The sequence below is a fragment of the Streptomyces uncialis genome, assembly GCF_036250755.1.
Lineage (GTDB): Bacteria > Actinomycetota > Actinomycetes > Streptomycetales > Streptomycetaceae > Streptomyces > Streptomyces uncialis.
This window is the reverse complement of record NZ_CP109583.1, coordinates 4,991,381-5,011,789: the sequence shown is the minus strand read 5'-3', so window position 1 is coordinate 5,011,789 and position 20,409 is coordinate 4,991,381. Positions and strand designations below refer to the sequence as shown.

At 70.1% G+C, this 20,409-nt stretch carries 23 protein-coding genes and 1 tRNA gene; 15 read left to right on the top strand and 9 right to left on the bottom strand.

The features are described 5' to 3' along the window. The first annotated feature begins 76 nt into the window (after nt 1-76). From OG711_RS20815 to OG711_RS20800, 4 genes are all read left to right on the top strand, one after another. Nucleotides 77-613, top strand: coding sequence for a tRNA adenosine deaminase-associated protein (locus OG711_RS20815; RefSeq protein ID WP_073787445.1), 537 nt, complete (start codon nt 77-79; stop codon nt 611-613). Between the two features lie 165 nt (nt 614-778). After that, nucleotides 779-1,210, top strand: a complete 432-nt coding sequence (tadA, locus tag OG711_RS20810) for a tRNA adenosine(34) deaminase TadA (protein WP_266518392.1) — start codon at nt 779-781, stop codon at nt 1,208-1,210. Between the two features lie 62 nt (nt 1,211-1,272). Further along, a tRNA-Ser gene (locus OG711_RS20805) sits at nt 1,273-1,357 on the top strand. Nucleotides 1,358-1,457: 100 nt separating this feature from the next. Then, a complete protein-coding gene (locus tag OG711_RS20800) occupies nt 1,458-1,763 on the top strand; it encodes a type II toxin-antitoxin system Phd/YefM family antitoxin (RefSeq protein WP_266517559.1) in 306 nt (101 codons plus the stop codon). Here the strand turns inward: OG711_RS20800 and OG711_RS20795 are convergent. Together OG711_RS20795 and OG711_RS20790 are read right to left on the bottom strand one after the other, a co-directional pair. After that, nucleotides 1,750-2,187 (bottom strand): DUF6892 domain-containing protein, encoded by a 438-nt coding sequence (locus OG711_RS20795; protein ID WP_266517562.1) that lies wholly within the window; start codon nt 2,185-2,187, stop codon nt 1,750-1,752. The two genes, OG711_RS20800 and OG711_RS20795, sit on opposite strands and share 14 nt — an antisense overlap. A gap of 56 nt (nt 2,188-2,243) precedes the next feature. After that, a complete protein-coding gene (locus tag OG711_RS20790) occupies nt 2,244-3,506 on the bottom strand; it encodes a DUF6357 family protein (RefSeq protein WP_329560023.1) in 1,263 nt (420 codons plus the stop codon). Between the two features lie 702 nt (nt 3,507-4,208). Between OG711_RS20790 and OG711_RS20785 the strand changes: the two genes are divergently transcribed. From OG711_RS20785 to OG711_RS20770, 4 genes are all read left to right on the top strand, one after another. Next, a complete protein-coding gene (locus OG711_RS20785; protein ID WP_099284417.1) occupies nt 4,209-4,385 on the top strand; it encodes a hypothetical protein in 177 nt (58 codons plus the stop codon). Nucleotides 4,386-4,443: 58 nt separating this feature from the next. Beyond that, nucleotides 4,444-4,737, top strand: a complete 294-nt coding sequence (locus OG711_RS20780; protein ID WP_073787437.1) for a Dabb family protein — start codon at nt 4,444-4,446, stop codon at nt 4,735-4,737. Nucleotides 4,738-5,263: 526 nt separating this feature from the next. Beyond that, nucleotides 5,264-6,181 carry an RNA polymerase sigma factor SigF gene (locus OG711_RS20775; protein WP_107499239.1) on the top strand — a complete coding sequence of 306 codons (918 nt, stop codon included), beginning with the start codon at nt 5,264-5,266 and terminating at the stop codon, nt 6,179-6,181. Between the two features lie 244 nt (nt 6,182-6,425). Next, nucleotides 6,426-7,340, top strand: a complete 915-nt coding sequence (locus tag OG711_RS20770; RefSeq protein WP_073787435.1) for an RNA polymerase sigma factor SigF — start codon at nt 6,426-6,428, stop codon at nt 7,338-7,340. A 57-nt stretch (nt 7,341-7,397) separates the two neighbouring features. Here the strand turns inward: OG711_RS20770 and OG711_RS20765 are convergent, their stop codons facing one another. Together OG711_RS20765 and OG711_RS20760 are read right to left on the bottom strand one after the other, a co-directional pair. Beyond that, on the bottom strand, nt 7,398-7,691 hold the full coding sequence (locus OG711_RS20765; RefSeq protein ID WP_329560022.1) for a hypothetical protein: 294 nt from the start codon (nt 7,689-7,691) through the stop codon (nt 7,398-7,400). Then, nucleotides 7,688-7,990 (bottom strand): hypothetical protein, encoded by a 303-nt coding sequence (locus tag OG711_RS20760; protein WP_329560021.1) that lies wholly within the window; start codon nt 7,988-7,990, stop codon nt 7,688-7,690. Before OG711_RS20760 ends, OG711_RS20765 begins: the two co-directional genes overlap by 4 nt. Before the next feature lie 440 nt (nt 7,991-8,430). Between OG711_RS20760 and OG711_RS20755 the strand changes: the two genes are divergently transcribed. The 3 genes from OG711_RS20755 to OG711_RS20745 are packed head-to-tail and all read left to right on the top strand — an operon-like array spanning nt 8,431 to nt 10,749. Next, nucleotides 8,431-9,600 (top strand): helix-turn-helix transcriptional regulator, encoded by a 1,170-nt coding sequence (locus OG711_RS20755; RefSeq protein WP_329560020.1) that lies wholly within the window; start codon nt 8,431-8,433, stop codon nt 9,598-9,600. Between the two features lie 11 nt (nt 9,601-9,611). After that, the gene (locus OG711_RS20750) at nt 9,612-10,388 is read left to right on the top strand and encodes a 5-formyltetrahydrofolate cyclo-ligase (RefSeq protein ID WP_329560019.1); all 777 of its coding nucleotides are present in this window, start codon (nt 9,612-9,614) and stop codon (nt 10,386-10,388) included. A gap of 43 nt (nt 10,389-10,431) precedes the next feature. Next, a complete protein-coding gene (locus tag OG711_RS20745; RefSeq protein WP_329560018.1) occupies nt 10,432-10,749 on the top strand; it encodes a 4a-hydroxytetrahydrobiopterin dehydratase in 318 nt (105 codons plus the stop codon). A 19-nt stretch (nt 10,750-10,768) separates the two neighbouring features. Here OG711_RS20745 and OG711_RS20740 read toward each other — a convergent pair whose 3' ends face one another. Continuing rightward, the gene (locus OG711_RS20740; protein WP_329560017.1) at nt 10,769-12,013 is read right to left on the bottom strand and encodes a helix-turn-helix domain-containing protein; all 1,245 of its coding nucleotides are present in this window, start codon (nt 12,011-12,013) and stop codon (nt 10,769-10,771) included. A 121-nt stretch (nt 12,014-12,134) separates the two neighbouring features. Between OG711_RS20740 and OG711_RS20735 the strand changes: the two genes are divergently transcribed. Both OG711_RS20735 and OG711_RS20730 read left to right on the top strand, forming a co-directional pair. Continuing rightward, nucleotides 12,135-12,275 carry a hypothetical protein gene (locus OG711_RS20735; protein ID WP_329560016.1) on the top strand — a complete coding sequence of 47 codons (141 nt, stop codon included), beginning with the start codon at nt 12,135-12,137 and terminating at the stop codon, nt 12,273-12,275. Between the two features lie 68 nt (nt 12,276-12,343). Further along, nucleotides 12,344-12,718 carry a hypothetical protein gene (locus tag OG711_RS20730; RefSeq protein ID WP_073787421.1) on the top strand — a complete coding sequence of 125 codons (375 nt, stop codon included), beginning with the start codon at nt 12,344-12,346 and terminating at the stop codon, nt 12,716-12,718. A 128-nt stretch (nt 12,719-12,846) separates the two neighbouring features. Here OG711_RS20730 and OG711_RS20725 read toward each other — a convergent pair whose 3' ends face one another. Next, nucleotides 12,847-13,062, bottom strand: a complete 216-nt coding sequence (locus tag OG711_RS20725) for a hypothetical protein (protein WP_266517593.1) — start codon at nt 13,060-13,062, stop codon at nt 12,847-12,849. Nucleotides 13,063-13,360: 298 nt separating this feature from the next. On the opposite strand from OG711_RS20725, the gene OG711_RS20720 reads away from it, so the two are divergent. Then, complete coding sequence (locus OG711_RS20720) at nt 13,361-13,978, top strand: MarR family winged helix-turn-helix transcriptional regulator (RefSeq protein ID WP_329560015.1); 618 nt, start codon at nt 13,361-13,363, stop codon at nt 13,976-13,978. 264 nt (nt 13,979-14,242) lie between these two features. Continuing rightward, complete coding sequence (locus tag OG711_RS20715; RefSeq protein ID WP_099284408.1) at nt 14,243-15,871, top strand: MDR family MFS transporter; 1,629 nt, start codon at nt 14,243-14,245, stop codon at nt 15,869-15,871. A gap of 130 nt (nt 15,872-16,001) precedes the next feature. Here OG711_RS20715 and OG711_RS39165 read toward each other — a convergent pair whose 3' ends face one another. The 3 genes from OG711_RS39165 to OG711_RS20695 all read right to left on the bottom strand — a co-directional run bounded on the left by OG711_RS39165 (nt 16,002) and on the right by OG711_RS20695 (nt 19,832). Beyond that, on the bottom strand, nt 16,002-17,135 hold the full coding sequence (locus OG711_RS39165) for a TetR/AcrR family transcriptional regulator (RefSeq protein ID WP_405673872.1): 1,134 nt from the start codon (nt 17,133-17,135) through the stop codon (nt 16,002-16,004). A 126-nt stretch (nt 17,136-17,261) separates the two neighbouring features. Further along, on the bottom strand, nt 17,262-18,965 hold the full coding sequence (locus tag OG711_RS20700; protein WP_329560014.1) for an MFS transporter: 1,704 nt from the start codon (nt 18,963-18,965) through the stop codon (nt 17,262-17,264). Between the two features lie 129 nt (nt 18,966-19,094). Next, nucleotides 19,095-19,832: a response regulator transcription factor gene (locus OG711_RS20695; RefSeq protein ID WP_323181520.1), complete on the bottom strand. Its 738-nt coding sequence runs from the start codon at nt 19,830-19,832 to the stop codon at nt 19,095-19,097. Between the last annotated feature and the right edge of the window lie 577 nt (nt 19,833-20,409).

Sequence of the window (20,409 nt, the reverse complement as noted above, 5' to 3'; positions counted from 1 at the left end):
GCACCGCACGGCCCGCCCACAACCTCCGCCGGGGGGAACCCCAAGCGGCACGCCTCAGACCAGTGGGAGAGTCACGGTGTACTTCGCCGCACTGCTCGCGCGCACCGAAGACGGGTGGGAAGCGAGCGACACGGAGCTCGACGATGTGGAGTCCCTGTCGGACCTGGCCGATCTGGCCCGCGACGCCTCGATCGACGACGACAGCGTTCTCGTCTTCATCGAGCAGGAGGACGCGTGGTTCGGGGTCGTCCGGGTGGACGGCGAGGAGGACCCCCGTATCTACGTGTCGGACGCCGCGAACGCGGCGCGCAGTTCGTACGGGGAGATCCTCACGAACGAGCTGATCGGACGGGAGCCCGGGGACGACGACGTCGATCTCGACGCGCTCGACCTCGACGGTACCGAGGAGGGGGAGCCGGAGAGCTCCTCGTCCTCCGACGACGAAGCCCCGGAGGGCGGGGACGCGGTGTCGTCCGGTCCGCTCGGGGACCTGGACCTGCTGGGCGACTTCGGGGTCTCCGCCAGGGAACTGCGCGCGCTGGAACCCGGTGACGCGCTCGGCGAGATCGCGGACGCGTTGGGGGTGGCGGAAGTACTCGAAGCGGTGCGCTGACCGACGGCCCCGGTACGGGGTACGACCCGCGGCCACGCGGCACCCGTACCCCGGCACCCCGTACCTTCCTACCGCGCCACCAGGCCCGCCGTGGCCACTGATCCCGTCACCCCGGGTCGGTAGGTTGGGGTCGTGGACGGTACGGGCGGGTTGTGGGAGCGGGTCATGCGGACCGCGCTGGACGAGGCACGGGCCGCGCTCGCGGGCGGAGACGTCCCGGTGGGCGCGGTCGTGCTGAGCCCGGCGGGCACGGTGCTCGGAACGGGGCACAACCTCCGGGAGGCCACCGGTGATCCCACCGCCCACGCGGAGATCGTCGCCATCCGCCGCGCGGCCGTGGCCCTGGACGCCTGGCGGCTGACCGACTGCACCCTGGTCGTCACCCTCGAACCGTGCACGATGTGCGCGGGCGCGATCGTCCAGTCCCGGCTGGACCGGGTGGTCTACGGCGCCCGGGACGAGAAGGCGGGCGCGGCGGGTTCGCTCTGGGACGTCGTACGGGACCGCCGCTTGAACCACCGCCCGGAGGTCGTCGCGGGCGTCCTGGAGGAGGAGTGCGGACGCCTCCTCACGGACTTCTTCCGCTCCGACCGCTGACCCCGGACCCGGGCCCTCAAACGATTTCGGCGCACACCCCACCTTGGGGTAAGGTCTCTCCCGGTAGCGTGTCCGAGCGGCCGAAGGAGCTCGCCTCGAAAGCGAGTGTGGCGCAAGTCACCGAGGGTTCAAATCCCTCCGCTACCGCTTTTAACACCCCCTTGAACTGCGGAAACGCGTTCAGGGGGGTGTTTTGCGTGTGAGGGGCGTGACCATCTCGGCAGCAGCCCGACCCAGCGGTAGCAACATGCGCTACATGGAAGTCACGGCCCGTGAGTTCAGTCAGCAGTCTTCACAGATCCTCGCCGCCGCCGCACGTGGCGAGACCATCACCGTCACCAAGAACGGCGTCGCCGTCGCTCGCGTGGTACCCGTCGACGACGACATTCCCCCGTACCCCACGGACCTCATGGGCGAAATCGATCTGCCCGACCTCGGCCTCCCCGATCTGACCGACGACGACATCGAGGAGACCCTTCAGGGAGACGTACGCGCCGAACGAGGCGACACCATGGCTTCGGCCCCCGTTCCGGTTCCGGTCAGTCGGCGGTGATGCCGTGGGCCGTGAGGATGTCGAGCTTGTCCGGGACCGCGAGCAGGGCCTCTTCCGCGCCGACGACGCTTCGGAGATTCGGTACGAGGGCGAGATCCGCGAGTGAGCGGACGTCGAAGAGCTCGTCCTCGCCGTCCCAGACCGGCGCGCACTCCTGGTACACCTGGTGACCGCCGTCGATGGTCAGTTCGTCGACCGTGAGAAGCAGTTCATCCGGTATGTCCAGCCCCTCGAAGTAGGCGCGCGCCTCGGGGAAGACCTTGTGGTCCAGGTCGTTGTCGACCGCGTACCGGTGGAGGTCGGTGACCCCGCTCCGTTCGCGCAGGTGCTCCCCGAGGCTGAACTGCGGCGTCAGCGTCTCGTCCCAGTACATGAGTTTCTCGATGACGAGCAGCTTGAAGTTGAAGTCCTTGAAGGCGATCATGCGGTCAATTTAGAACAGGGCACTGACACACCGGCCCCCGACCGGGCGTACCAGGCCTACCGGGCGTCGCGCCGCCTGCGCGCGCGCTCGAACTCGTCGACGTCCGACATCCAGGAGCCGTGCCGTTCGAGTGCGGCGCAGCCGCCGCGGACGAAGACGCTCACCAGGTTCCGGTACCCGCCGATCCCGTCGACCAGGGTGTACTCGACCCGGTACTCCGGGTCCGCCCCGCCTCGGCCCTCGCGCACCGTCGTGATCCGGGCGAGGGAGTCCGCGTAGAAGTGGAGCTGGACGCCTTCGCCCTTCTCCTCGTCCTCGATGGTGAACACCTCGTTGTCCCCGGCGGAGCGCTCGCCGACGAACTCCCAGAACTCCGCGGTGGCGGAGCGGGGGCCGTCCGGGAGCCACTTCTTCTCGACGCCCTTGTCGTCGGTGAACGACAGGGGCCCGCGCCTCGTGCTCCCGCCGAGGTCGGCGCGGTCGGCGGAGGTCTCCTCGTCGTCCTCCATGGGCGCGTTCCTGGAGCGGTCCGATGCCTCCGAACACATCAGGAAGCTCACGGTGCGGACCGCGTCGTCCGCGAGCGCGGGGTGTGCGCGGCGCACCGCCGCGTCGACCACCGCCGCCATCCGGTCCCAGTCGCGCTTGTCCGTGGCGCGCTTGCCCCGGCGCGGATCGCGGCTGATCCGCATCCCGGCGCATGCCTGCTCCGCCGTGGCGATCACAGCCATGACCCGGGGCAGCAGCGCGGGGTCCACGGCGTCGGGCAGCCGCTTCGGGACGGTCGAGCCGTGCAGGTACTGGCCCGTGTACCGCAGCACCGCGGCGTCGAGCGGGCCGAGTACCGTTCCGCGCTCGGCCCGGCGGCGGTCCGCGTGGTACTCCTGAGCGCGCTTCCCGTCGGGCGCCTCCGTCGCCGCGCGCATCGCCGCGCAGACCTGACCGCGCTTGAGGAGACCGAGGTCGGCGCCATGGGCGACGAGCCTGCCCCTGTCCCACCGGATGCTCCGGAAGAACGCGTCGACGTCCGCGGGCGTGGAGAGGAGGATCGGGTCCAGCAGCGCCACGGCGGCGTCCTCGTCGAGCCGGCCCCGGGTCCCGGCGGCGTCGCACAGCGGAAGGACCGCACTCCACAGCAGCAGGTGTCTGGCCAGGTCCTCCTGGATCACCGCGAGATGGGCCTCCCCGATCGGGAACGTGAACGTGCGGGGCTCGTGGTTGGCGTCGGCCCCGGCACCGAGCATCAGCTTCAGCTCGCCGTCCTCGCTGATCACCTGCGGTATCCAACCGCTCTGGCGCGTGAAGACGATGTCTCTCATGGACCCGGTCCCTCCCGTCGGACGAGACCGGCGGGTCCCGCCCGCACCGATCCGACCAGCTGCTTTCGTGTACACCCGCGCCGCACGCCCGGAGCGAGCAGGCCCGTCATGCCCGAGTCGGACAACCCATGCCCGGGCCGGACACCGCAAGCCCCGGCCGGACACCGCATGCCCGGGCCGGAAACCGCAAGCCCGGGCCGGAAACCGCATGCCCGGGTCAGACATTGTCAGACATCGAACCCGAACTCGACGTCGGGCCTTCATCAAGGGGGACGCCCAGCGGGGAACAGCGGTTCTCGGCCAAGAGGCCGGATATGGCACTCACCGTGCGGCCCCGCCCGGGAGCGACTTCACCATGGACCGCGGCCCCGGCCGGCCCTCCGCAGTGGCCGGGCCGGGAACCGCCGGTCGGATGGGGGAAGCGGCGACGGGGGGGTGGCCGCTTCCCCCGGGCGGACGTTCCCCCGGGTCCGCGCCACGCTCAGGGGGAACGCGAGCGGCGCGGACCCCGCACGGGGGTTCGTCCCTGGGCCCCGCGGGGACTCCTGCCAGGCCCCGCCGGGCTCCCCTTCATCCTGCTGCGGACCCCGCGCCGGAGCGACGGGCAAAGGGCCCGAAGGGGTGGGTCGTTGGTCCCGGGTTACACTGCACCGCCGGTTAGCGGGGGACGGACAAGGGCACGGCGACAGGGGAGGGCACCACGTGGTGCACACGAAAAAGATCGCGCTGTACGTCGTGGTCGTCTTCTTGCTCTATGTGATCATCACCGACCCGGAGAACGCCGCCGATTATGTCCAGATAGGCTTCGAAGGCGTCTCCAGCGCCGCCCAGGCAGTCGGTGACTTCATGACCTGGGTCGCCAACGGCGGCAAGAGCTGACCTTCCGGCCCCGCGCCCCACGGCGTGCGCGGCCCCGTAAGCGCCGAGGAGTTCCCCCGTGATCCGTCACCTCGTCCTGTTCAAGCTCAACGACGGCGTGCGGCGCGACGATCCGCGGGTGGTCGAGGGTGTCGCGGCGTTCCGCGCGCTCGGCGGGCAGATCCCGGAGCTGGAGTTCTGGGAGTGCGAGTGGAACATCTCGGACCGGCCCATCGCGTACGACTTCGCGATCAACTCCGCGGTCGCCGACACCGAGGCGCTGAAGCGGTACGTGGAGCACCCCGCGCATCAGGCGGGAGTGACCCTGTGGCGGGAGTTCGCCACCTGGGTCATCGCCGACTACGAGTTCTGAGGCGGCCACCGCCCGGTCCGGCACCGTACCCCGTGTGATCCGGCGGCCCACCGCCCCGTCCGGCGCCGCGTCCTCGCGCGATCGGGCACCGCACCCCGCGCGATCCGCCACCTCGGGCCCTCCCGTTCCGGCGCCCCGCCCCGCGCACCTGGCCCCATCGGCGTCCCCCTGACGGTCACGTACGGGCGCCGCCGCTCTCGGCGCCACCGCTTCTCCCGAGCCCTCCACGGCCCCCGTGGAGGGCTTCGCCGTACGTCCTCCGAGCTCAACACGGCTTTTTGCGGTGCTTGCACACAGTGCACATGTCTTGTGATGCTATGACCGCTTTTGACGGATGAGTTGAACCGTGCGATCGAAACGTGTCGAAGGGGTGGCGTTGACCGTGCCGGCCAGTACAGCGCCTCAGGCTCCGCCCCATGAAGCCGCGGCACCCGATGCCGCCGCCCCCGTGGTCTGCGGGGCACCCCTGCCCGATCCCCCCGTCGCGCCCCATGAACTCCCCCTCGCGCTCCCCGAGCACCGGGCCGTGCCGTCCGACCGCCCCGGTGCTCCCCTTGAACCCCGCCGCGCCCCCCATGACACGGTCACCCGTGACGCGGCACCGGGAGCCCCCCGCGGCCCGGCCGACCCGCCCACCGAGGAACCCGACGCCTCCACCGCCCCGCCCGCTCCTCCGCGCAGCCGCGGCGCCGACACCAGGGCCCTCACCCAGGTGCTGTTCGGGCAGCTCAAGAACCTGGAGCCCGGCTCGCCCGAGCACACCCGGGTCAGGGGCGCGCTGATCGAGGCCAACCTGCCGCTGGTGCGGTACGCGGCGGCCCGGTTCCGCAGTCGCAACGAGCCGATGGAGGACGTCGTCCAGGTCGGCACGATCGGGCTGATCAACGCCATCGACCGGTTCGACCCGGACCGGGGCGTGCAGTTCCCGACGTTCGCCATGCCGACCGTCGTCGGCGAGATCAAGCGGTACTTCCGCGACAACGTCCGCACCGTGCACGTCCCGCGCCGCCTCCATGAACTGTGGGTGCAGGTCAACGGCGCCACCGAGGACCTGACGACCGGCTTCGGACGCACCCCCACCACCGCCGAGATCGCCGAACGGCTGCGCATCACCGAGGACGAGGTGCTCGCCTGCATCGAGGCCGGCCGCTCGTACCACGCCACCTCGCTCGAAGCCGCCCAGGAGGGTGACGGTCTGCCGGGGCTGCTCGACCGGCTCGGTTACGAGGACCCCGCCCTCGACGGAGTCGAGCACCGGGACCTCGTACGGCATCTGCTCGTCCAGCTCCCCGAGCGCGAGCAGCGCATCCTTCTGCTGCGCTACTACAGCAATCTGACCCAGTCGCAGATCAGCGCGGAACTGGGGGTCTCGCAGATGCATGTGTCAAGGTTGCTGGCGCGAAGTTTCGCGCGTCTTCGATCCGCAAACAGGATCGAGGCATAACCGGATCGGGTTGACCCCTCCGTGCGCCGGTTACCGACACCCCGGCCCCCCAAAGCACCCAGACCCCCTCTTTCCTGCACGGACCCAGCAACACGATGTCGACAAGTCACTACAGCGTGTTGCCGACATGTGACATTCTGCGGAAAGCGCGTTTGCCGAGGCTCAGGCTCCGGTATTCAGGTGGAGGCCGGGTTCCTCGGACGGAACGAACGGCCGCGACCGTCAGCGACCTCAAGGGGGTGGCATGTCCGCAGAACAGGGCAGCTCGAAGGTGCTCACGCTCACGAAGAGCGAATCAGCGCCCGCCGAGCTTCACGGCTCCGACCGCTCGGAGGTCCTCGTCGCTCCCGAGGCCCTCACGACCCCGCCGGCACCCGAGGTGTTCGTCACCCCGGGGCCCATCGACACCCGGACGCTGTCCCGTTCCCTGTTCCTGCGGCTCGCGACCCTGGACGAGAACAGCCCCGAACGGCCCTACGTCCGCGACACCCTGATCGAGCTGAACCTCCCGCTCGTGCGTTACGCCGCGGCCCGCTTCCGCAGCCGTAACGAGCCCATGGAGGACATCGTCCAGGTCGGCACGATCGGGCTGATCAAGGCGATCGACCGGTTCGACTGCGAACGCGGGGTGGAGTTCCCGACCTTCGCGATGCCGACGGTCGTGGGCGAGATCAAGCGCTTCTTCCGGGACACGTCCTGGTCGGTGCGGGTGCCCCGGCGGCTCCAGGAGCTGCGGCTCGCCCTCACCAAGGCGAGCGACGAACTGGCGCAGAAGCTCGACCGCTCCCCGACCGTCCCCGAACTGGCCGTGGTCCTCGGGGTGTCCGAGGAGGACGTGGTCGACGGCCTCGCCGTGGGCAACGCGTACACCGCCTCTTCCCTCGACTCCCCGGCCCCCGAGGACGACGGCGGCGAAGGTTCCCTCGCGGACCGCCTCGGCTACGAGGACACCGCGCTGGAGGGCGTCGAGTACCGCGAGTCGCTGAAGCCGCTGCTCGCAAAGCTCCCCGCGCGTGAGCGCCGGATCATCATGCTCCGGTTCTTCGCGAACATGACGCAGTCGCAGATCGGCGAAGAGGTCGGCATCTCCCAGATGCACGTCTCCCGCCTGCTGACCCGCACCCTGGCCCAGCTCCGCGACGGCCTCATCTCCGACTGACGACGCGACGCCCCCACCGGGCCCGGGGACCCCGCCCCGGTGGGTACGGCGACGCCCTCAGGACGCGTCGCGTTCGGCGGCGCGCCATTCCTCGCGCAGGCGCCGTCCGGTCACACACTCCCCGGGCTCGTCGCTGAGGCATACGGCGCAGGCCCCGAGGTGGGTCATCAGCTTTCCCCAGGCCGCGTGAAGGGCGGCCTGGCGAGTGCTGGACTCGTCCGGGCAGCGGGTATGCCGGTGCATCCGGGTCCCCGGCCCCGACACCGAGTGCCGCAGCAGCGTCTCGTACGGCTCTCCGGGCCCGATCCCCCCGTCGCACCGGCAACAGATCACCCCGGCCGCCGCGCTCACGACCGCACCCCCACCGCGACCGTCGCGCACCCCGCGAGCCGCGCCAGCGCCCGCAGCACGATTCCCAACCGCCGCTCCCCCAGCACCTCCACCTTCCACAACGGAACGAGCCGCGGAAACGCCGTAGCGAGCACCAGCGTCAGGAACGCGTCCTCCCCCTCGTCCAGCACCAGCACACACCGGTACCGCGCCTCGAACCTCGGCCAGTCACAGAACACGAAAGCGTCGTTCTCCACGACCAGCAGATCCCGCACATCCCCCCGCGCCAGAATGTCCCCCTCCTCGATCAACGCCGCCACAGCCGCCCGCTCACCGATGTCACGGTCATGGGCCCACGCGATGAGGCGGTCGGTCAGGAGTGGATGGACCGCAGCGGAGGTAGCTTCTCCCGCTGGTTCCGGAACAGCTGGACAGTGCTGCACGTCGGCTCCTTCGCTGACGGCCATGGCCCGGTCGGCATCACGCGGTCGCCCGGACGGTGGCCCCGGCTGGGGGTTGGAGGATTGACGGCCACACGCATTGCCCGATCTCAGCTGGCTTCCGGCAATCCGTCTTGATATTCCGAACGTTTCCAGAACCACCCGTGTGACCAGGCACAAGCGAAGCGGCAATGCCCGGCGAACACCACCGCAGAACGGTGGCAAGGATGACGCAGAAGTGTGGCGTTCGGCGGTCTCACCTGCACGGATGACGAATCGGGTTTAGCCTTTGGCATCCGCCGGTCGAAGGGGGTGAGGGCATGGCGAGCAAGCGGGTGCGCTTGTCCCAACGCCGCAAGTCAGCAGGCTTCACCCAAGAAAGTCTGGCTGCTCGTTTGGGCGTTGAACGGACGACGGTCATCCGTTGGGAGACGGCCGTGACTGAACCACAGCCACCCATACGTCCGAAGCTGGCAAGGCTGCTCGCAGTCACAGGCGACGAGTTGCAAGCCCTCCTGGACGACATCGTCATCGTCGGCGGACCGGGCCCGAGCGAGCGCATCGCTTACGCGATTGAACGCCCTTCAAGTGTCGATCTGATCGCCGTCGCCTATCTGCACGAACGCATCCGGCACCTGGATGAGTCCTATGACAAAGCTCCGTCCACGGGGCTACTCGGACCGGCCGGCCAACTGCACGGACAGGTGAGCCACCTTCGGCAGCATGCGGGCAATCCCCGAGTGAGGCGGGCGCTGCTGGGGGCAGAGGCCGAATCAGCGACGCTGATGGGCCAACTCGTCTGGGATGTGAGTCAGCGGCGCGACCACGCCGGATCTGCCTACTACCTTGATGCAGCCATCCACGCCGCGCGACAGGTACGTGACCCGAACGCTGAGGCGCACGCCGTGCTGCGGAAGAGCTTCGTGGCTTTGTACGGTGAGAGGAATCCGGGCAAAGGCCTCGTGCTGGCCCAAGAGGCTGCGGCTGTCGCCCAGCTCGGCAGTCCGGCACTGCTGGGCCTGTCCCTGCTCCATATCGCTGAAGGACAGGCCATGGCCGGTGACGCCAAGGGCTGCGAGGACTCGTTCAGGAAGGCCCGAGCTCAGTTCGACCGGGTGAATGAGGACGACCTGGCCGCAGACCTCTACACGGTGAACGAGTTCAATCGGCTGCGCGGGTCCTGCTATCTGCATCTGAACCTGCCGGACCGGGCCGAACCCATTCTGTCCGCGACCGTGACTGCGCTGACCGCGAAGAGAAAGAGCCAAAGCATCGCGCTCAGCAACCTGACCCTCGCTCTCATCCGCCAGCGTAAGCTCGAAGAGGCAGCGGCAACCCTGCACCGGACCATCGACGCAGTGGAACTGACCCGGGGTGGAGGCGGTTTGAACCTGGCGTTCACGGCCGGCAGGGAACTGCGCGAATGGCGTTCGGAGCCATGGGTGCATGACATCAACGACCGCTTGCTCGCCTTGATGACTGCTAGCTGAGTAGGAGGGGCATGACAAGCATCGACCGGCTCAAGCAACGTGTCCGCGAGCGGGCGTGGCGTCGCTTGATGGACGGAGGCGGCGCGCCACCGACTTCGTTCGGCAAGATTCCTGGCTTCCATGGTGCGGAAGCGACGGCGGAACGTCTGGCCGGACTCGACGTGTGGCAACGGTCAACGGTCGTCAAGGCAAACCCCGACCGAGCGCAGTTGCCCGTACGGGTAAGGGCATTGGAGGACGGCAAACGTCTCTATATGGCCGTACCACGCATGGCTACGCTCGAACCGTTCTACCTGCTCGATCCCGACGCGCTCGGGCTTCCCGCTGAGGAAGCGGCCGGAAAGAGCGGAGCGGCCCAGCTGGCGCCTCGTGTCGGTGTCGAAGACATGGAACCCATCGACTTGGTGGTGTGTGGAAGCGTGGCCGTGAACCGGTCTGGAGCACGTATCGGCAAGGGGGCGGGATACTCCGACCTTGAGGTGGCGCTATTGATCGAGGCCGGCCTGGTAACGGAGCGGACCGTGATCATCGCACCGGTTCATCAACTCCAGGTGCTCGAAGAGGACATTCCCGAATCCGAGCACGATTTCTCCGTGGACTACATCGTCACACCTGACGAGGTGATCCGGTGCCCCACTCCACGACGTCCGAGCGGCATCGTATGGTCCGATCTGACCCCCAAGAAGATCGCTGCCATTCCAGTGCTCGCGGCACGGCACGCACTTCATCGCTCCGAATCACCTGCGGTGCACCCGCAGAGCACGCTGCCGAACCTTCAGGGAAAGTGAGGGCACCCGCAGCCAACGTCGGCCCACCAGAAGGGGACCGAGCGTGACGGACACTCCCGCACCGCTGACCGAGCGCGAGATCGCAGCAGCCCTGGATGACGCTCCCGGCTGGCATCGCGACGGGGAACACATCACCCGTGGCTACGGGATTCGCTATCACGGCGGCGTCGCCCTGATCGTGCATGTCGCCGACACGGAACGGCTGATCGGCCACCACGCGGACATCGACCTGCGCTGGGACCATGTGCGGTTCACGATCACGACTCACGACGCCGGGCACCGGCTCACCGCAGCGGACTTCGACCTCGCACGACGTATCGACGCGATCGCCACGGCCCACGGGGCCCAACCACTGGAATGACCGACAGATACGTGGACCCCTACTCTGGGCCGAAGAAGGCTGCCAAGTCACGGTGCTGCGGCGACAGTCGGGCTCGCTTGCTGGTTCTGATGATGTCGCGGAAGGTGTCGGCGGCCATCCGCTGGTGACGGAGCCATTCCGGGGTCTCGTTCCGCAGGGACCACAGGACGCCTGTGGCCTCGTCCAAGTGCCGCAGCATCACGTGCGCCTGGGCGACATCGAGCAGATGCCGACGCATGAAGAGGCGCTCCTTCTGGTCCTTCGGCGCGGGCAGCCGTGCCGACAAGCCCAGGACCCGGTCGGGCCGACGTGCCACCAGCTGGTTCTCGATCCCCTGGAAGGCGACCGTCCGCCAGTCGAACCGGCCCCAACTGGACGCCTCCACAGCCTGACCGCCACCGAGTGCCACACCTGCGGCCCGTCCGAGTCGCAGCATCTCGCGCGCCTCCTGGTCGCGGTTGTTCCGGGCCGCCGCCGCACTCGCGTGGACGAGCAGTTTGCCCCAGGCCCCGAGTGACGCTCCGGTGGCCTGGGAGATCCGGGGCTCCACGGCGTCGGCGGTGGCGACACTGACCTGCTCGGCCTCGTCAAGGCGGCCCTGGCGCATCAGCAGCCAGCCGAGTTGGTACACGGCCCCGGCGACCGCGCCCTTGTCGTCCACGTGCACCGCGTCCTGGACCGCGTCCCGCAGCGCGGTGTGCGCCAGGTCGTAGGCACGTACCTGGGTCAGATACCGTCCCGCCATCTGCAACACGTTCGACCTGAGCCGCAAGGCGTCGCCGTGCTGGGGAGCGCCCGCGAAGTGGTCGACCGCGTCATGGGCGGCCCGTACGAGGGAGGGCAGGAGTTCCGCCACGCGGCCGTAGTCGTCGCGGCGGTAGGCCAGGCCCATGTCCGTGGCGGTGGCACGGAGCCGGGTCAGGTCCGGCTCCGGGTCGGGGCTGCCCACCCGCAGGCACCCGGTGAAGGTCACGGCCGGGGCGAGGGCCTGCCGGAGCGGCATGAGGTCGATGTTGTCGTCGTCGGTCCGGGTCGAGGAGTGCGGACCGGCGGGCTCGAACAACCGCGAGGTACGGACCCCGAGGGCCCGGGCCAGCGCGTGATAGCTCTCCATCCGGGCGGTACCGCCACGCTCCAGCTTCTTCACCACCCCCAGGCTCGTCCCCGCACGTTCGGCGAGCAGTTCCTGGGTCAGTCCGCGGCCGAGCCGCAGTTCCTTGAGGGTGTCACCCGAGGGCGCGGAATCGTCGGTGTGCTTGGGCATACTGACTCCCACATCGCATTGCTGACCCTTGCAATGTAAGCCCGGGACGACACGGTGGCGTATCCCCCGCGACGGGGTACACGTCTCGGTGACGCTCGTCATGTGCGAGAGGGGTCCGGCCATGACGTATCCGCCACCGCCCACCGGGCCCGACCTCCGGTTCCGGCACCACGGTCACCAGGACGCGGCCTCGATCCGGGGTCTGCTGCTCGACGTCCACGACGAGGTGTACGCGGGGAGCGACGATCCGCTCGCGGGGTAGGGGCATTCGGGGAGGGTGTGTGCGGGTGCTCGGAGCGCTGTCCGGGATGCGGCTGGTATTACTGGGGGATGCAGGAAGAAGCCGCGCAATCTGCGATCGACACGTTCATCTCTGCGTTCAACGCCTCGGACGACAGCTACGTGACTGCCCTGTTGTCCCAGGCTCTGACCTCGGACGTCATCCTCTGGGGGCCGTTGGGGCGCAGCGAGGGGATCGAGGCGGTCGAGCGCTTCGTGCTGGACATCCGGCGGCATCCGGCGGGAGCCGGTTCCATGGTCCGTTGTTCGGGGGTGGACATGCCTGACGAATGGGCCCGGTACCGGTGGGCCTTCACGACACCGGACCAGGGGCCGCGCCTCGCGGGGACGGACATCGTCCACCTGCGGCGCAATCTGATCGACCAGATCATCGTCTTCGCCGGGGACGTCCAGCCCGTTTCCTGAACGCTCGGCGGACAGTGGGCGTACGCGGAACCCGGCCTCACGGACCCGCCCGGGCTACCCGTACCTGGCGGAACCGGACCGGCGGACCGTCGTAACGTCCCGCCGGGGTCCGGTGGTTGCCGTAACCGTCAGCCGAGGGCGAGCCAGGCGACGCCCGCGACGATCACGATCGCGGCGATGACGCCGATGATCAGGCCGATCCGGGGACCGGAGGACGCGGGGGTGCCGTGTGCCGAAGCCTGGGGGGTGCCGCCCTCGTCGACGAAGGCGCGGAACATCTGGGTGTTGCCCGCGGGGTCGTGACCGCCCTGAGGGCCTTGCGGGGCTTGGGGGTTCTGTGCCATGTGGCAGGACACTAGCCGAATTGGAGCGGCGCCCCCAAGAGCGGGGTACGGGGACGACCCCCGGAACACCCTTCCGTACGGTCGCGGCTCCCGTTCCGCACCCGCGGGGGACACCCGGCCGTACCGGGCCGGATTCCGTCCCGTCGCCCCATGATGCCCGGAAACCCGCTTCCACCTGCGGTTTTACCGGTCCCACCCGGCACGTTTGCCAGGTTTTTAAGGGCTCCGACCCCATTTAGCTTGCCTTCGGCAACCAACGATCCCTTATGGTTGCTCTAAGCAACAAACAGGAGGGGTCATGGCCGCGCGTGCCAGATTCGGGGAGCTGGCCCGGCAGCTCAGTGCCGTGGGAGCCGTGAACCGGGGGCTCGCGCGGGCGCTGCCCGCCGAATGTCCCGCCGGGGCGGCGGCCGTCCTGCACACACTGGACCGGCACGGCGAGATGCGGATCAGCAAGCTCGCCGAACTGCTCACCGTGGACATGTCCGTGACCAGTCGTCATGTCGCCCATGTCACCGACCGGGGCTGGGTGGACCGTTCGCCCGACCCGGACGACAAACGGTCCCGCATCCTGCGGCTGACGCCGTCCGGCAAGGTCCAGCTCAACGAACTGGCCGAACGCTATTCGGGGGCGCTCGCGCACTATCTGGACGGCTGGTCGGACGACGAGATCGGCCAGCTCACCGTCCTGCTGACCCGGCTGCGCGGGGAGTTCGGGGACTGCCGCGCGCCCTCCGGCCGGCACCCCTACCCCCGGTCCCGGCCCGCGTCTGCGCCGACGCCCACCGGAACCGCCCCGCTCCCGGACGGCACCGTCCCGGTTCCAGGCGGCACGGCCCCGGTCCCAGGCCACGTGCCTCCCGCCGGGCCCCTCGCCGATCCCTTCGCCGGGACCCCCGCCCCGGCGCCCGGCTGACCCCGGACCCAAGCCGTACGTACCTGGCCCCGTACCCGTACCCGTAGCGGTGCGGGTGTCGACGGACCCGCACCCACCACCTCCCGCACCCGCGCACCCGCGAACCCGGCGGACGTGACGAGCGGAGCGGCGGGGTGGCGGGGCGGACATCCCGCCCGCCGTCACCGCCCCATCGTCACCGCCCCACCGTCACCGCGGACCGCTCCGGACCGGAGCGCCCGGCGGAACCAGCACGACCAGAGGAATCAGAGGAAGAGGACGACCATGGCAACTTCCACACCGCCCGAGGTGCGGGGCAGCGGTGCCGAGGGAGCCGGTGCGTCCGGGCCCGGTACGGACGACGGCATGCCGCAGATGACCCACCGGCAGATCATGGAGGCCCTGTCCGGCCTGATGCTCGGGATGTTCGTCGCGATCCTCTCCTCGACCATCGTCACCAACGCGCTGCCGGAGATCATCGGGGACCTCGGCGGCGGCCAGAGCGCGTACACCTGGGTCGTCACGGCCGCGCTGCTCGCGATGACCGCGACGACCCCGCTGTGGGGCAAGCTCGCCGACCAGTTCTCCAAGAAGCTGCTGGTCCAGATAGCCCTGGTCATCTATGTCGCCGGTTCGGTGGTGGCCGGGCTCGCGCAGAGTCCCGGGATGCTGATCGCCTGCCGGGTGGTGCAGGGCATCGGGGTGGGCGGACTGTCCGCGCTCGCGCAGATCGTGATGGCCGCGATGATCTCCCCGCGTGAACGCGGCCGGTACAGCGGCTACCTGGGCGCGAACTTCGCCGTGGCGACGGTCGGCGGGCCGCTGCTCGGCGGGGTCATCACGGACACCTCGTGGCTCGGCTGGCGCTGGTGCTTCTACGTCGGGGTGCCGTTCGCGCTGCTCGCGCTGGTGCTGCTCCAGAAGACGCTCAAGCTGCCCGTGGTCAAGCGGCCGGTCAAGGTCGACTGGACCGGGGCGTTCCTCGTCTCGGCCGCCGTATGCCTGCTGCTGGTGTGGGTGACCTTCGCCGGTGACAAGTACGCGTGGCTGTCCTGGCAGACGTACGCGATGGTCGCGGGCTCGCTGCTGCTGGGCGCGCTGTTCGTGTACGTGGAGTCGCGGGCGGCCGAGCCGATCATCCCGCTGCGGCTGTTCCGCAACCGGACGATCACCCTGGCCTCGCTCGCGTCCCTGTTCGTGGGCGTCACGATGTTCTCCGCGACGGTCTTCTTCAGCCAGTACTTCCAGCTCTCGCGGGGCGAGTCACCGACGATGTCGGGGGTGCTGACGATCCCGCTGATCGCCGGACTGTTCGTGTCCTCCACCGCGTCCGGGCTCATCATCACCCGTACCGGGAAGTGGAAGGCGTGGCTCGTCACGGGCGGCGTGCTGGTGACGGCCGGGCTCGGGCTGCTGGGCGGCATCCGGCACGACACCGAGTACTGGCACATCGCCCTGTACATGGTGCTGATGGGCCTCGGCATCGGGATGATGATGCAGAACCTCGTGCTGTGCACCCAGAACCAGGTGGACTCGGCGGACCTGGGGGCCGCGAGTTCCGTGGTGACGTTCTTCCGGTCGCTGGGCGGTGCCGTCGGCGTCTCGGCGCTCGGCGCGGTCATGGCCACCCGGATCAACGGTTACGTCGAGGACGGGCTCACCGCGCTCGGCCCGGCGGGCGCCCGGTTCGGGGACGGCGGGGCGGGGAGCGGGGCCATCCCGGACCTGGACACCCTGCCCGGACCGCTGCGGGGCGTGGTCGAGAGCGCCTACGGGCACGGGATAGCGGACGTGTTCCTGGTGTCGGCCCCGCTGGCCGCGGTGGCGTTCCTCATCACGCTGTTCATCAAGGAGGTGCCGTTGCGGGGGCGCGCACCGGTGGCACGCGAGGTGAGCGGTCCCGCCGCGCGCTGAGTTCGGCGGCCGCCCTTACGTTCACCTGGCGGAACGTGGGATTCGCCCGGCGGGACGCGGGGATTCGCCGCCCGTGCCCGCACCCGGCCCCATCCCCGTACCCGCGCCCGTACTGGTACCCGCGCCCGTGTCACCCGGCGGGACGCGACGGCGCGGTACCGGTCCCCGTAGTCGTACTCGTACTCGTACCGGCTTCCGCGCCCCGGGCGACCATCGTCTCGATGCCGGCGATCAGCAGTTCCAGCGCGAAGGCGTACTCCCGCTCCCGCATCTCCTCGACGGTGTCGCCGCCGCGTGCCGCCATGAGGTCGGACGCCTCACCGACCGTCTGGGCCACCGCGGGGGACATGGCGACCGCGCTCATCGCCTCCTGGAAGTACGCGTCCTGGCTCATGCCCGCCTCCCGGCACCGCTGGAGGAACTGGCCCTCGATCGTCCCGAAGCCGTAGACGAACTGGAAGACGGCGGAGAGCGCCCCCATCTGCTCGTGCGCGGCGAGCCCCGTGCGGCGGATGATCCGCTGGGCGGTGAGGGAGAAGTTCAGCGAGTGCGGGCCGACGTTGAGGAAGGTCCCGGCGAGCGGGGAGATCCACGGGTGCCGGACGAGCAGGTTCCGCAGCTCCCGCGCGAGGCTGCGCAGCATGTCCCGCCAGTCGGCGTCGGGGTGGGGGGCGGTGGCGGTGCCGGTGGCGTTTTCAGTGCCGGTGGCGGTTTGGGTGGCGGTGGCGGGTTGGGGGGCGGTGGCGTCGTTCCCGATGCCGTCGCTGTTGCCGACCCCGGCTCCGGCTCCGGCTCCGGGCTCGTTCCCGTACCCGTACCCGTCCTCGTCCCCGGGCCCCGGTTCCCCGGGGGCGGCGACCGCGCCCACGGGGCCCACCGCGCCGCCGAAGGTCCCCGCGTCGAAGGTCCCCGCGAGCGGCGAACCGGGGCCGCGGCCCCGGGCCTCGCCGCCCGGGAGCGACAGCTCCGGCAGCCGCAGTTCCCCGAAGGCCCTGTCGAGGGCCAGTTCCAGCAGGTCGTCCTTGGTGTCGACGTACCAGTACACGGACATCGCGGTGACGTTCAGCTCGGCGGCGAGCCTGCGCATCGAGAACTTGGCCAGCCCCTCCGCGTCGAGCAGTTCGACCGTGGTCCGGATGATGACGTCACGGTCGAGCCCGGACGGGTGGGCGCTGCGGCGGGCCGAGGCGCCGCGGGGCGACCCGTCCGCCAGCCAGACGCTGGACCGTCCAGGGCGTCGGGACCTGTCGGCCGGCCTCACCATCGTGTACCTCTTCCCGTCCTCCGGGCCGTACGGACCAGCACCGTCATCGCTCGTCCACCGCCCACCCGTCCCGCTCATCACGTCCTGCGGCATCTCGTACCGCTTGTCCGCATGCTAAGCCGGAGCTCAGGGGGCCTGGGCCGCCCCTCCCTCACGTGCGGCCCCACCGGTCCCCTGCGCGGTGCCGACGCCGGTGCCGGTATCCGCCGGGGTCCCCGTACCCGTACCCGTCGAGGTGCCCGCCGGGGTGGCCGTACCGGTGGAGGTGGTCCGGCCGGTCCCCGTACCGCCGGCCGGTCCGGGCGACGCGTCCATGGCCGCCGGGGCGGACACCAAGGAGTCTGCCCGCTCCGCGCGCCTCAGCAACGCCGCCGCGAGGAGTCCTCCGAACAGCACCCAGGCCGCGCCCACGAGCTGGCTGGTGGCCAGCCCGGACGCGAACGCGTCCGCGATCCGCTCCCGCTCCGCCTGCGAACCGGCGGCGGCGAGCGCGGCCGGGAGCGAGGCCGCCGACACGGCGACGAGCGCGAAAAAGCGGGAGCTGAGGACGGCGCCGAGGACGGCGACACCGAGTCCGGTGCCGAACTCCGCCAGGGTGCCGTTGATCCCCGCTCCGACGCCCGCCTTCTCCTGCGGGATCGCGCTCATGATGGCGTTGGCCATCGCGGGCGCCGCGACGGCGATACCCGCGCCCATCATCACCAGCCCGAGGAACATGCCCCCGTACGTGCCGTCCGTGCCGCCGGACAGCAGCGCGATCGCGGCGAGCCCGCCGGACAGCAGGCTCATACCGGTGGTGATGGCACCCGGCGTACCGAGCTTGACGACCATGCGCGCGCCGAGCCCGGCGAGGTTGAGCACGACCACGGTCAGCGCGAGCGGCGCGGTCCGCACCCCGGCCTCCAGCGGTCCGTACCCGAGGACGAACTGGAGGTGCTGGGTCAGCAGGTACAGCGAGCCGCCCATCCCGAACGCGACGAAGACCGCACCGGCGACCGCGCCGACGAAACGCCGGTCACGGAAGAAGTGCATGTCCAGCATCGGGTGCGGGATGCGCAGCTCCCACAGCACGAACAGCCCCAGCACCAGCACACCGACGGCGGCCGGGACGAGCACCTGACCGGAGGTCCAGCCGTGATCGGGGCCGGAGATGATCGCGTAGACGACGGCGGTCATACCGATCGTCGACAGGACCGCCCCGACCAGATCGGGCCGGTCGCCCCTCGGGTCCTTCGACTCCGGCACCATCCGCACCACGGCGACCAGCGCGACCAGGGCGACCGGGATGTTGATCAGGAAGATCGCGCCCCACCAGAAGTGGTCGAGCATGATGCCGCCGATCAGCGGTCCGGAGGCGAACCCGAGGGAGTTCACGGTCGACCAGAGGGCGATCGCCTTCACCCGCTCGTCCCTGTCGAAGACCTGCACGACGACGGCGAGCGTGGTCGTCATCAGCAGCGCCCCGCCGACACCCATCCCGGCGCGCGCGGCGATGAGCTGCCCCGAGCTCTGCGCGAGCCCGGCCGCGAGGGAGCCGATACCGAACAGCACGAGTCCCGCCGCGAGCAGTTTCTTGCGCCCGTACCGGTCGGCGGCGCTGCCCGCGGTGAGCAGCAGCCCGGACTGCACCAGCGAGTAGGCGTTGATCATCCACTGGATGTCCGAGCTGGACGCGTCCAGCTCCCGGGTGAGCGAGGGGATCGCGACGTTCAGCACGGTGTTGTCCAGCAACACCGTGAGCTGGGCCACGAGGATCACCCCGAGAATCAGCCAGCGCCGTGGATGTCCCTGTGCTTCCCGGCCCCCCGAATCCACGGCCATGGCTGCCATACCCACTCCTTCTACGGTGTACGTCAACGATCGACGTACACCGTAGAGGAGTCCCTATACGACGTACAATCAGTTATCCGGGCGCCGCGCGGGCGGGTCGCGGGGAGGGGTTCTTCGTCGTGCGGGCGTTCAGACCGTCGCGGCCGGTTTGATCAGATATCCGGCGCCCCGCCGCGTGTGGATCATCGGCTCCCGTCCGGCGTCGATCTTCCGCCGCAGATACGAGATGTACAGCTCGACGACGTTCGCCCGGCCGCCGAAGTCGTAGCTCCAGACCCGGTCCAGGATCTGCGCCTTGCTGAGCACCCGGCGCGGGTTGCGCATCAGGAAGCGCAGCAGCTCGAACTCCGTGGCGGTGAGATGGACGGCGGTACCGCCCCGGGCCACCTCATGGCTGTCCTCGTCCAGCGTCAGGTCGCCCACGACCAGCAAGGACGCGCCGCGCCGGTCGAGCGTCCCGGCGCGCCGGATCAGCCCGCGCAGCCGGGCGACGACGTCTTCGAGTCCGAACGGTTTGGTGACGTGCTCGTCGCCCCCGGCCGTGAGTCCGGCGATCCGCTCCTCGACCCCGTCCTTGGCGGTGAGGAACAGCACCGGGACCCCGGGCAGATCGCGCCGCAGCCGGGTCAGCACGTCGAGCCCGTCCATACCGGGCATCGCGAGGTCGAGGACGACCGCGTCGGGCCGGAACTCCCGGGCGGCCCGCACCGCTTCCGGCCCGTCGCCCGCGCTGCGGATGCTCCAGCCCTCGTAACGCATGGCCATCGACAGCAGTTCGGTGATCGTCGGTTCGTCGTCCACGACGAGTACCCGGACCGGAGTTCCGTCCGGCTTCAGCAGTTCCGTACGTCCTTGGGTCACGGTCATGACGAGAACCCTGGGCGAACGCTCTGAGAGAAAACTATCGGCAGCCTGTGAAACACCTGAGAATCACCGCCCCTGGTCAGGCCGTTGCCCGCAGGCCCGCCCGGCACCCCTGACCGGTACCCAAGCCCGACCGGTACCCGCGCCGGACCGGTACCGGGTGCCCGAGCCCGACCGGTACCCGCGCCGGACCGGCAACCGCACCCTGCGCGACGCCCTCCCCTCAGAACAACCCGCCCTGCACGGCGGACACATCCCGCACGGGAACCGTCACCGCCCCGGCCCCGCCGTCCCCGCGCCCGCTACGACCCCCGTGGCCGGCCCCATCGGCGGCGGCATCCCCCATGTACTCCATCTCCCCCGAGTCCCGTACGAGTTCCCAGCCGCTCATCAGCCGACCGTCCAGCACGACGACCCGCCGACCACCGGGACCGGGCCCACCCCGACCGGACCCACCGCCGGAACTCGCAGGGCCACTCCGCCCGGGGGCATCGGGCCTACCGGGGGCATCGGGCCTACCAGGGGCGTCGGCCTGACCAGAAGCATCGGGCCGACCGCGGGCATCAGGCCGACCAGGGGC

What these genes read in the sequence shown, in the direction of transcription:
- tadA (WP_266518392.1), top strand. Translation starts at nt 779, where the DNA reads ATGCGGACCGCGCTGGACGAGGCACGGGCCGCGCTCGCGGGCGGAGAC.
- OG711_RS20800 (WP_266517559.1), top strand. Translation starts at nt 1,458, where the DNA reads ATGCGCTACATGGAAGTCACGGCCCGTGAGTTCAGTCAGCAGTCTTCA.
- OG711_RS20795 (WP_266517562.1), bottom strand. Translation starts at nt 2,187, where the DNA reads ATGATCGCCTTCAAGGACTTCAACTTCAAGCTGCTCGTCATCGAGAAA.
- OG711_RS20790 (WP_329560023.1), bottom strand. Translation starts at nt 3,506, where the DNA reads ATGAGAGACATCGTCTTCACGCGCCAGAGCGGTTGGATACCGCAGGTG.
- OG711_RS20770 (WP_073787435.1), top strand. Translation starts at nt 6,426, where the DNA reads ATGTCCGCAGAACAGGGCAGCTCGAAGGTGCTCACGCTCACGAAGAGC.
- OG711_RS20755 (WP_329560020.1), top strand. Translation starts at nt 8,431, where the DNA reads ATGGCGAGCAAGCGGGTGCGCTTGTCCCAACGCCGCAAGTCAGCAGGC.
- OG711_RS20750 (WP_329560019.1), top strand. Translation starts at nt 9,612, where the DNA reads ATGACAAGCATCGACCGGCTCAAGCAACGTGTCCGCGAGCGGGCGTGG.
- OG711_RS20740 (WP_329560017.1), bottom strand. Translation starts at nt 12,013, where the DNA reads ATGCCCAAGCACACCGACGATTCCGCGCCCTCGGGTGACACCCTCAAG.
- OG711_RS20735 (WP_329560016.1), top strand. Translation starts at nt 12,135, where the DNA reads ATGACGTATCCGCCACCGCCCACCGGGCCCGACCTCCGGTTCCGGCAC.
- OG711_RS20730 (WP_073787421.1), top strand. Translation starts at nt 12,344, where the DNA reads ATGCAGGAAGAAGCCGCGCAATCTGCGATCGACACGTTCATCTCTGCG.
- OG711_RS20725 (WP_266517593.1), bottom strand. Translation starts at nt 13,062, where the DNA reads ATGGCACAGAACCCCCAAGCCCCGCAAGGCCCTCAGGGCGGTCACGAC.
- OG711_RS20720 (WP_329560015.1), top strand. Translation starts at nt 13,361, where the DNA reads ATGGCCGCGCGTGCCAGATTCGGGGAGCTGGCCCGGCAGCTCAGTGCC.
- OG711_RS20715 (WP_099284408.1), top strand. Translation starts at nt 14,243, where the DNA reads ATGGCAACTTCCACACCGCCCGAGGTGCGGGGCAGCGGTGCCGAGGGA.
- OG711_RS39165 (WP_405673872.1), bottom strand. Translation starts at nt 17,135, where the DNA reads ATGGTGAGGCCGGCCGACAGGTCCCGACGCCCTGGACGGTCCAGCGTC.
- OG711_RS20700 (WP_329560014.1), bottom strand. Translation starts at nt 18,965, where the DNA reads ATGGCAGCCATGGCCGTGGATTCGGGGGGCCGGGAAGCACAGGGACAT.
- OG711_RS20695 (WP_323181520.1), bottom strand. Translation starts at nt 19,832, where the DNA reads ATGACCGTGACCCAAGGACGTACGGAACTGCTGAAGCCGGACGGAACT.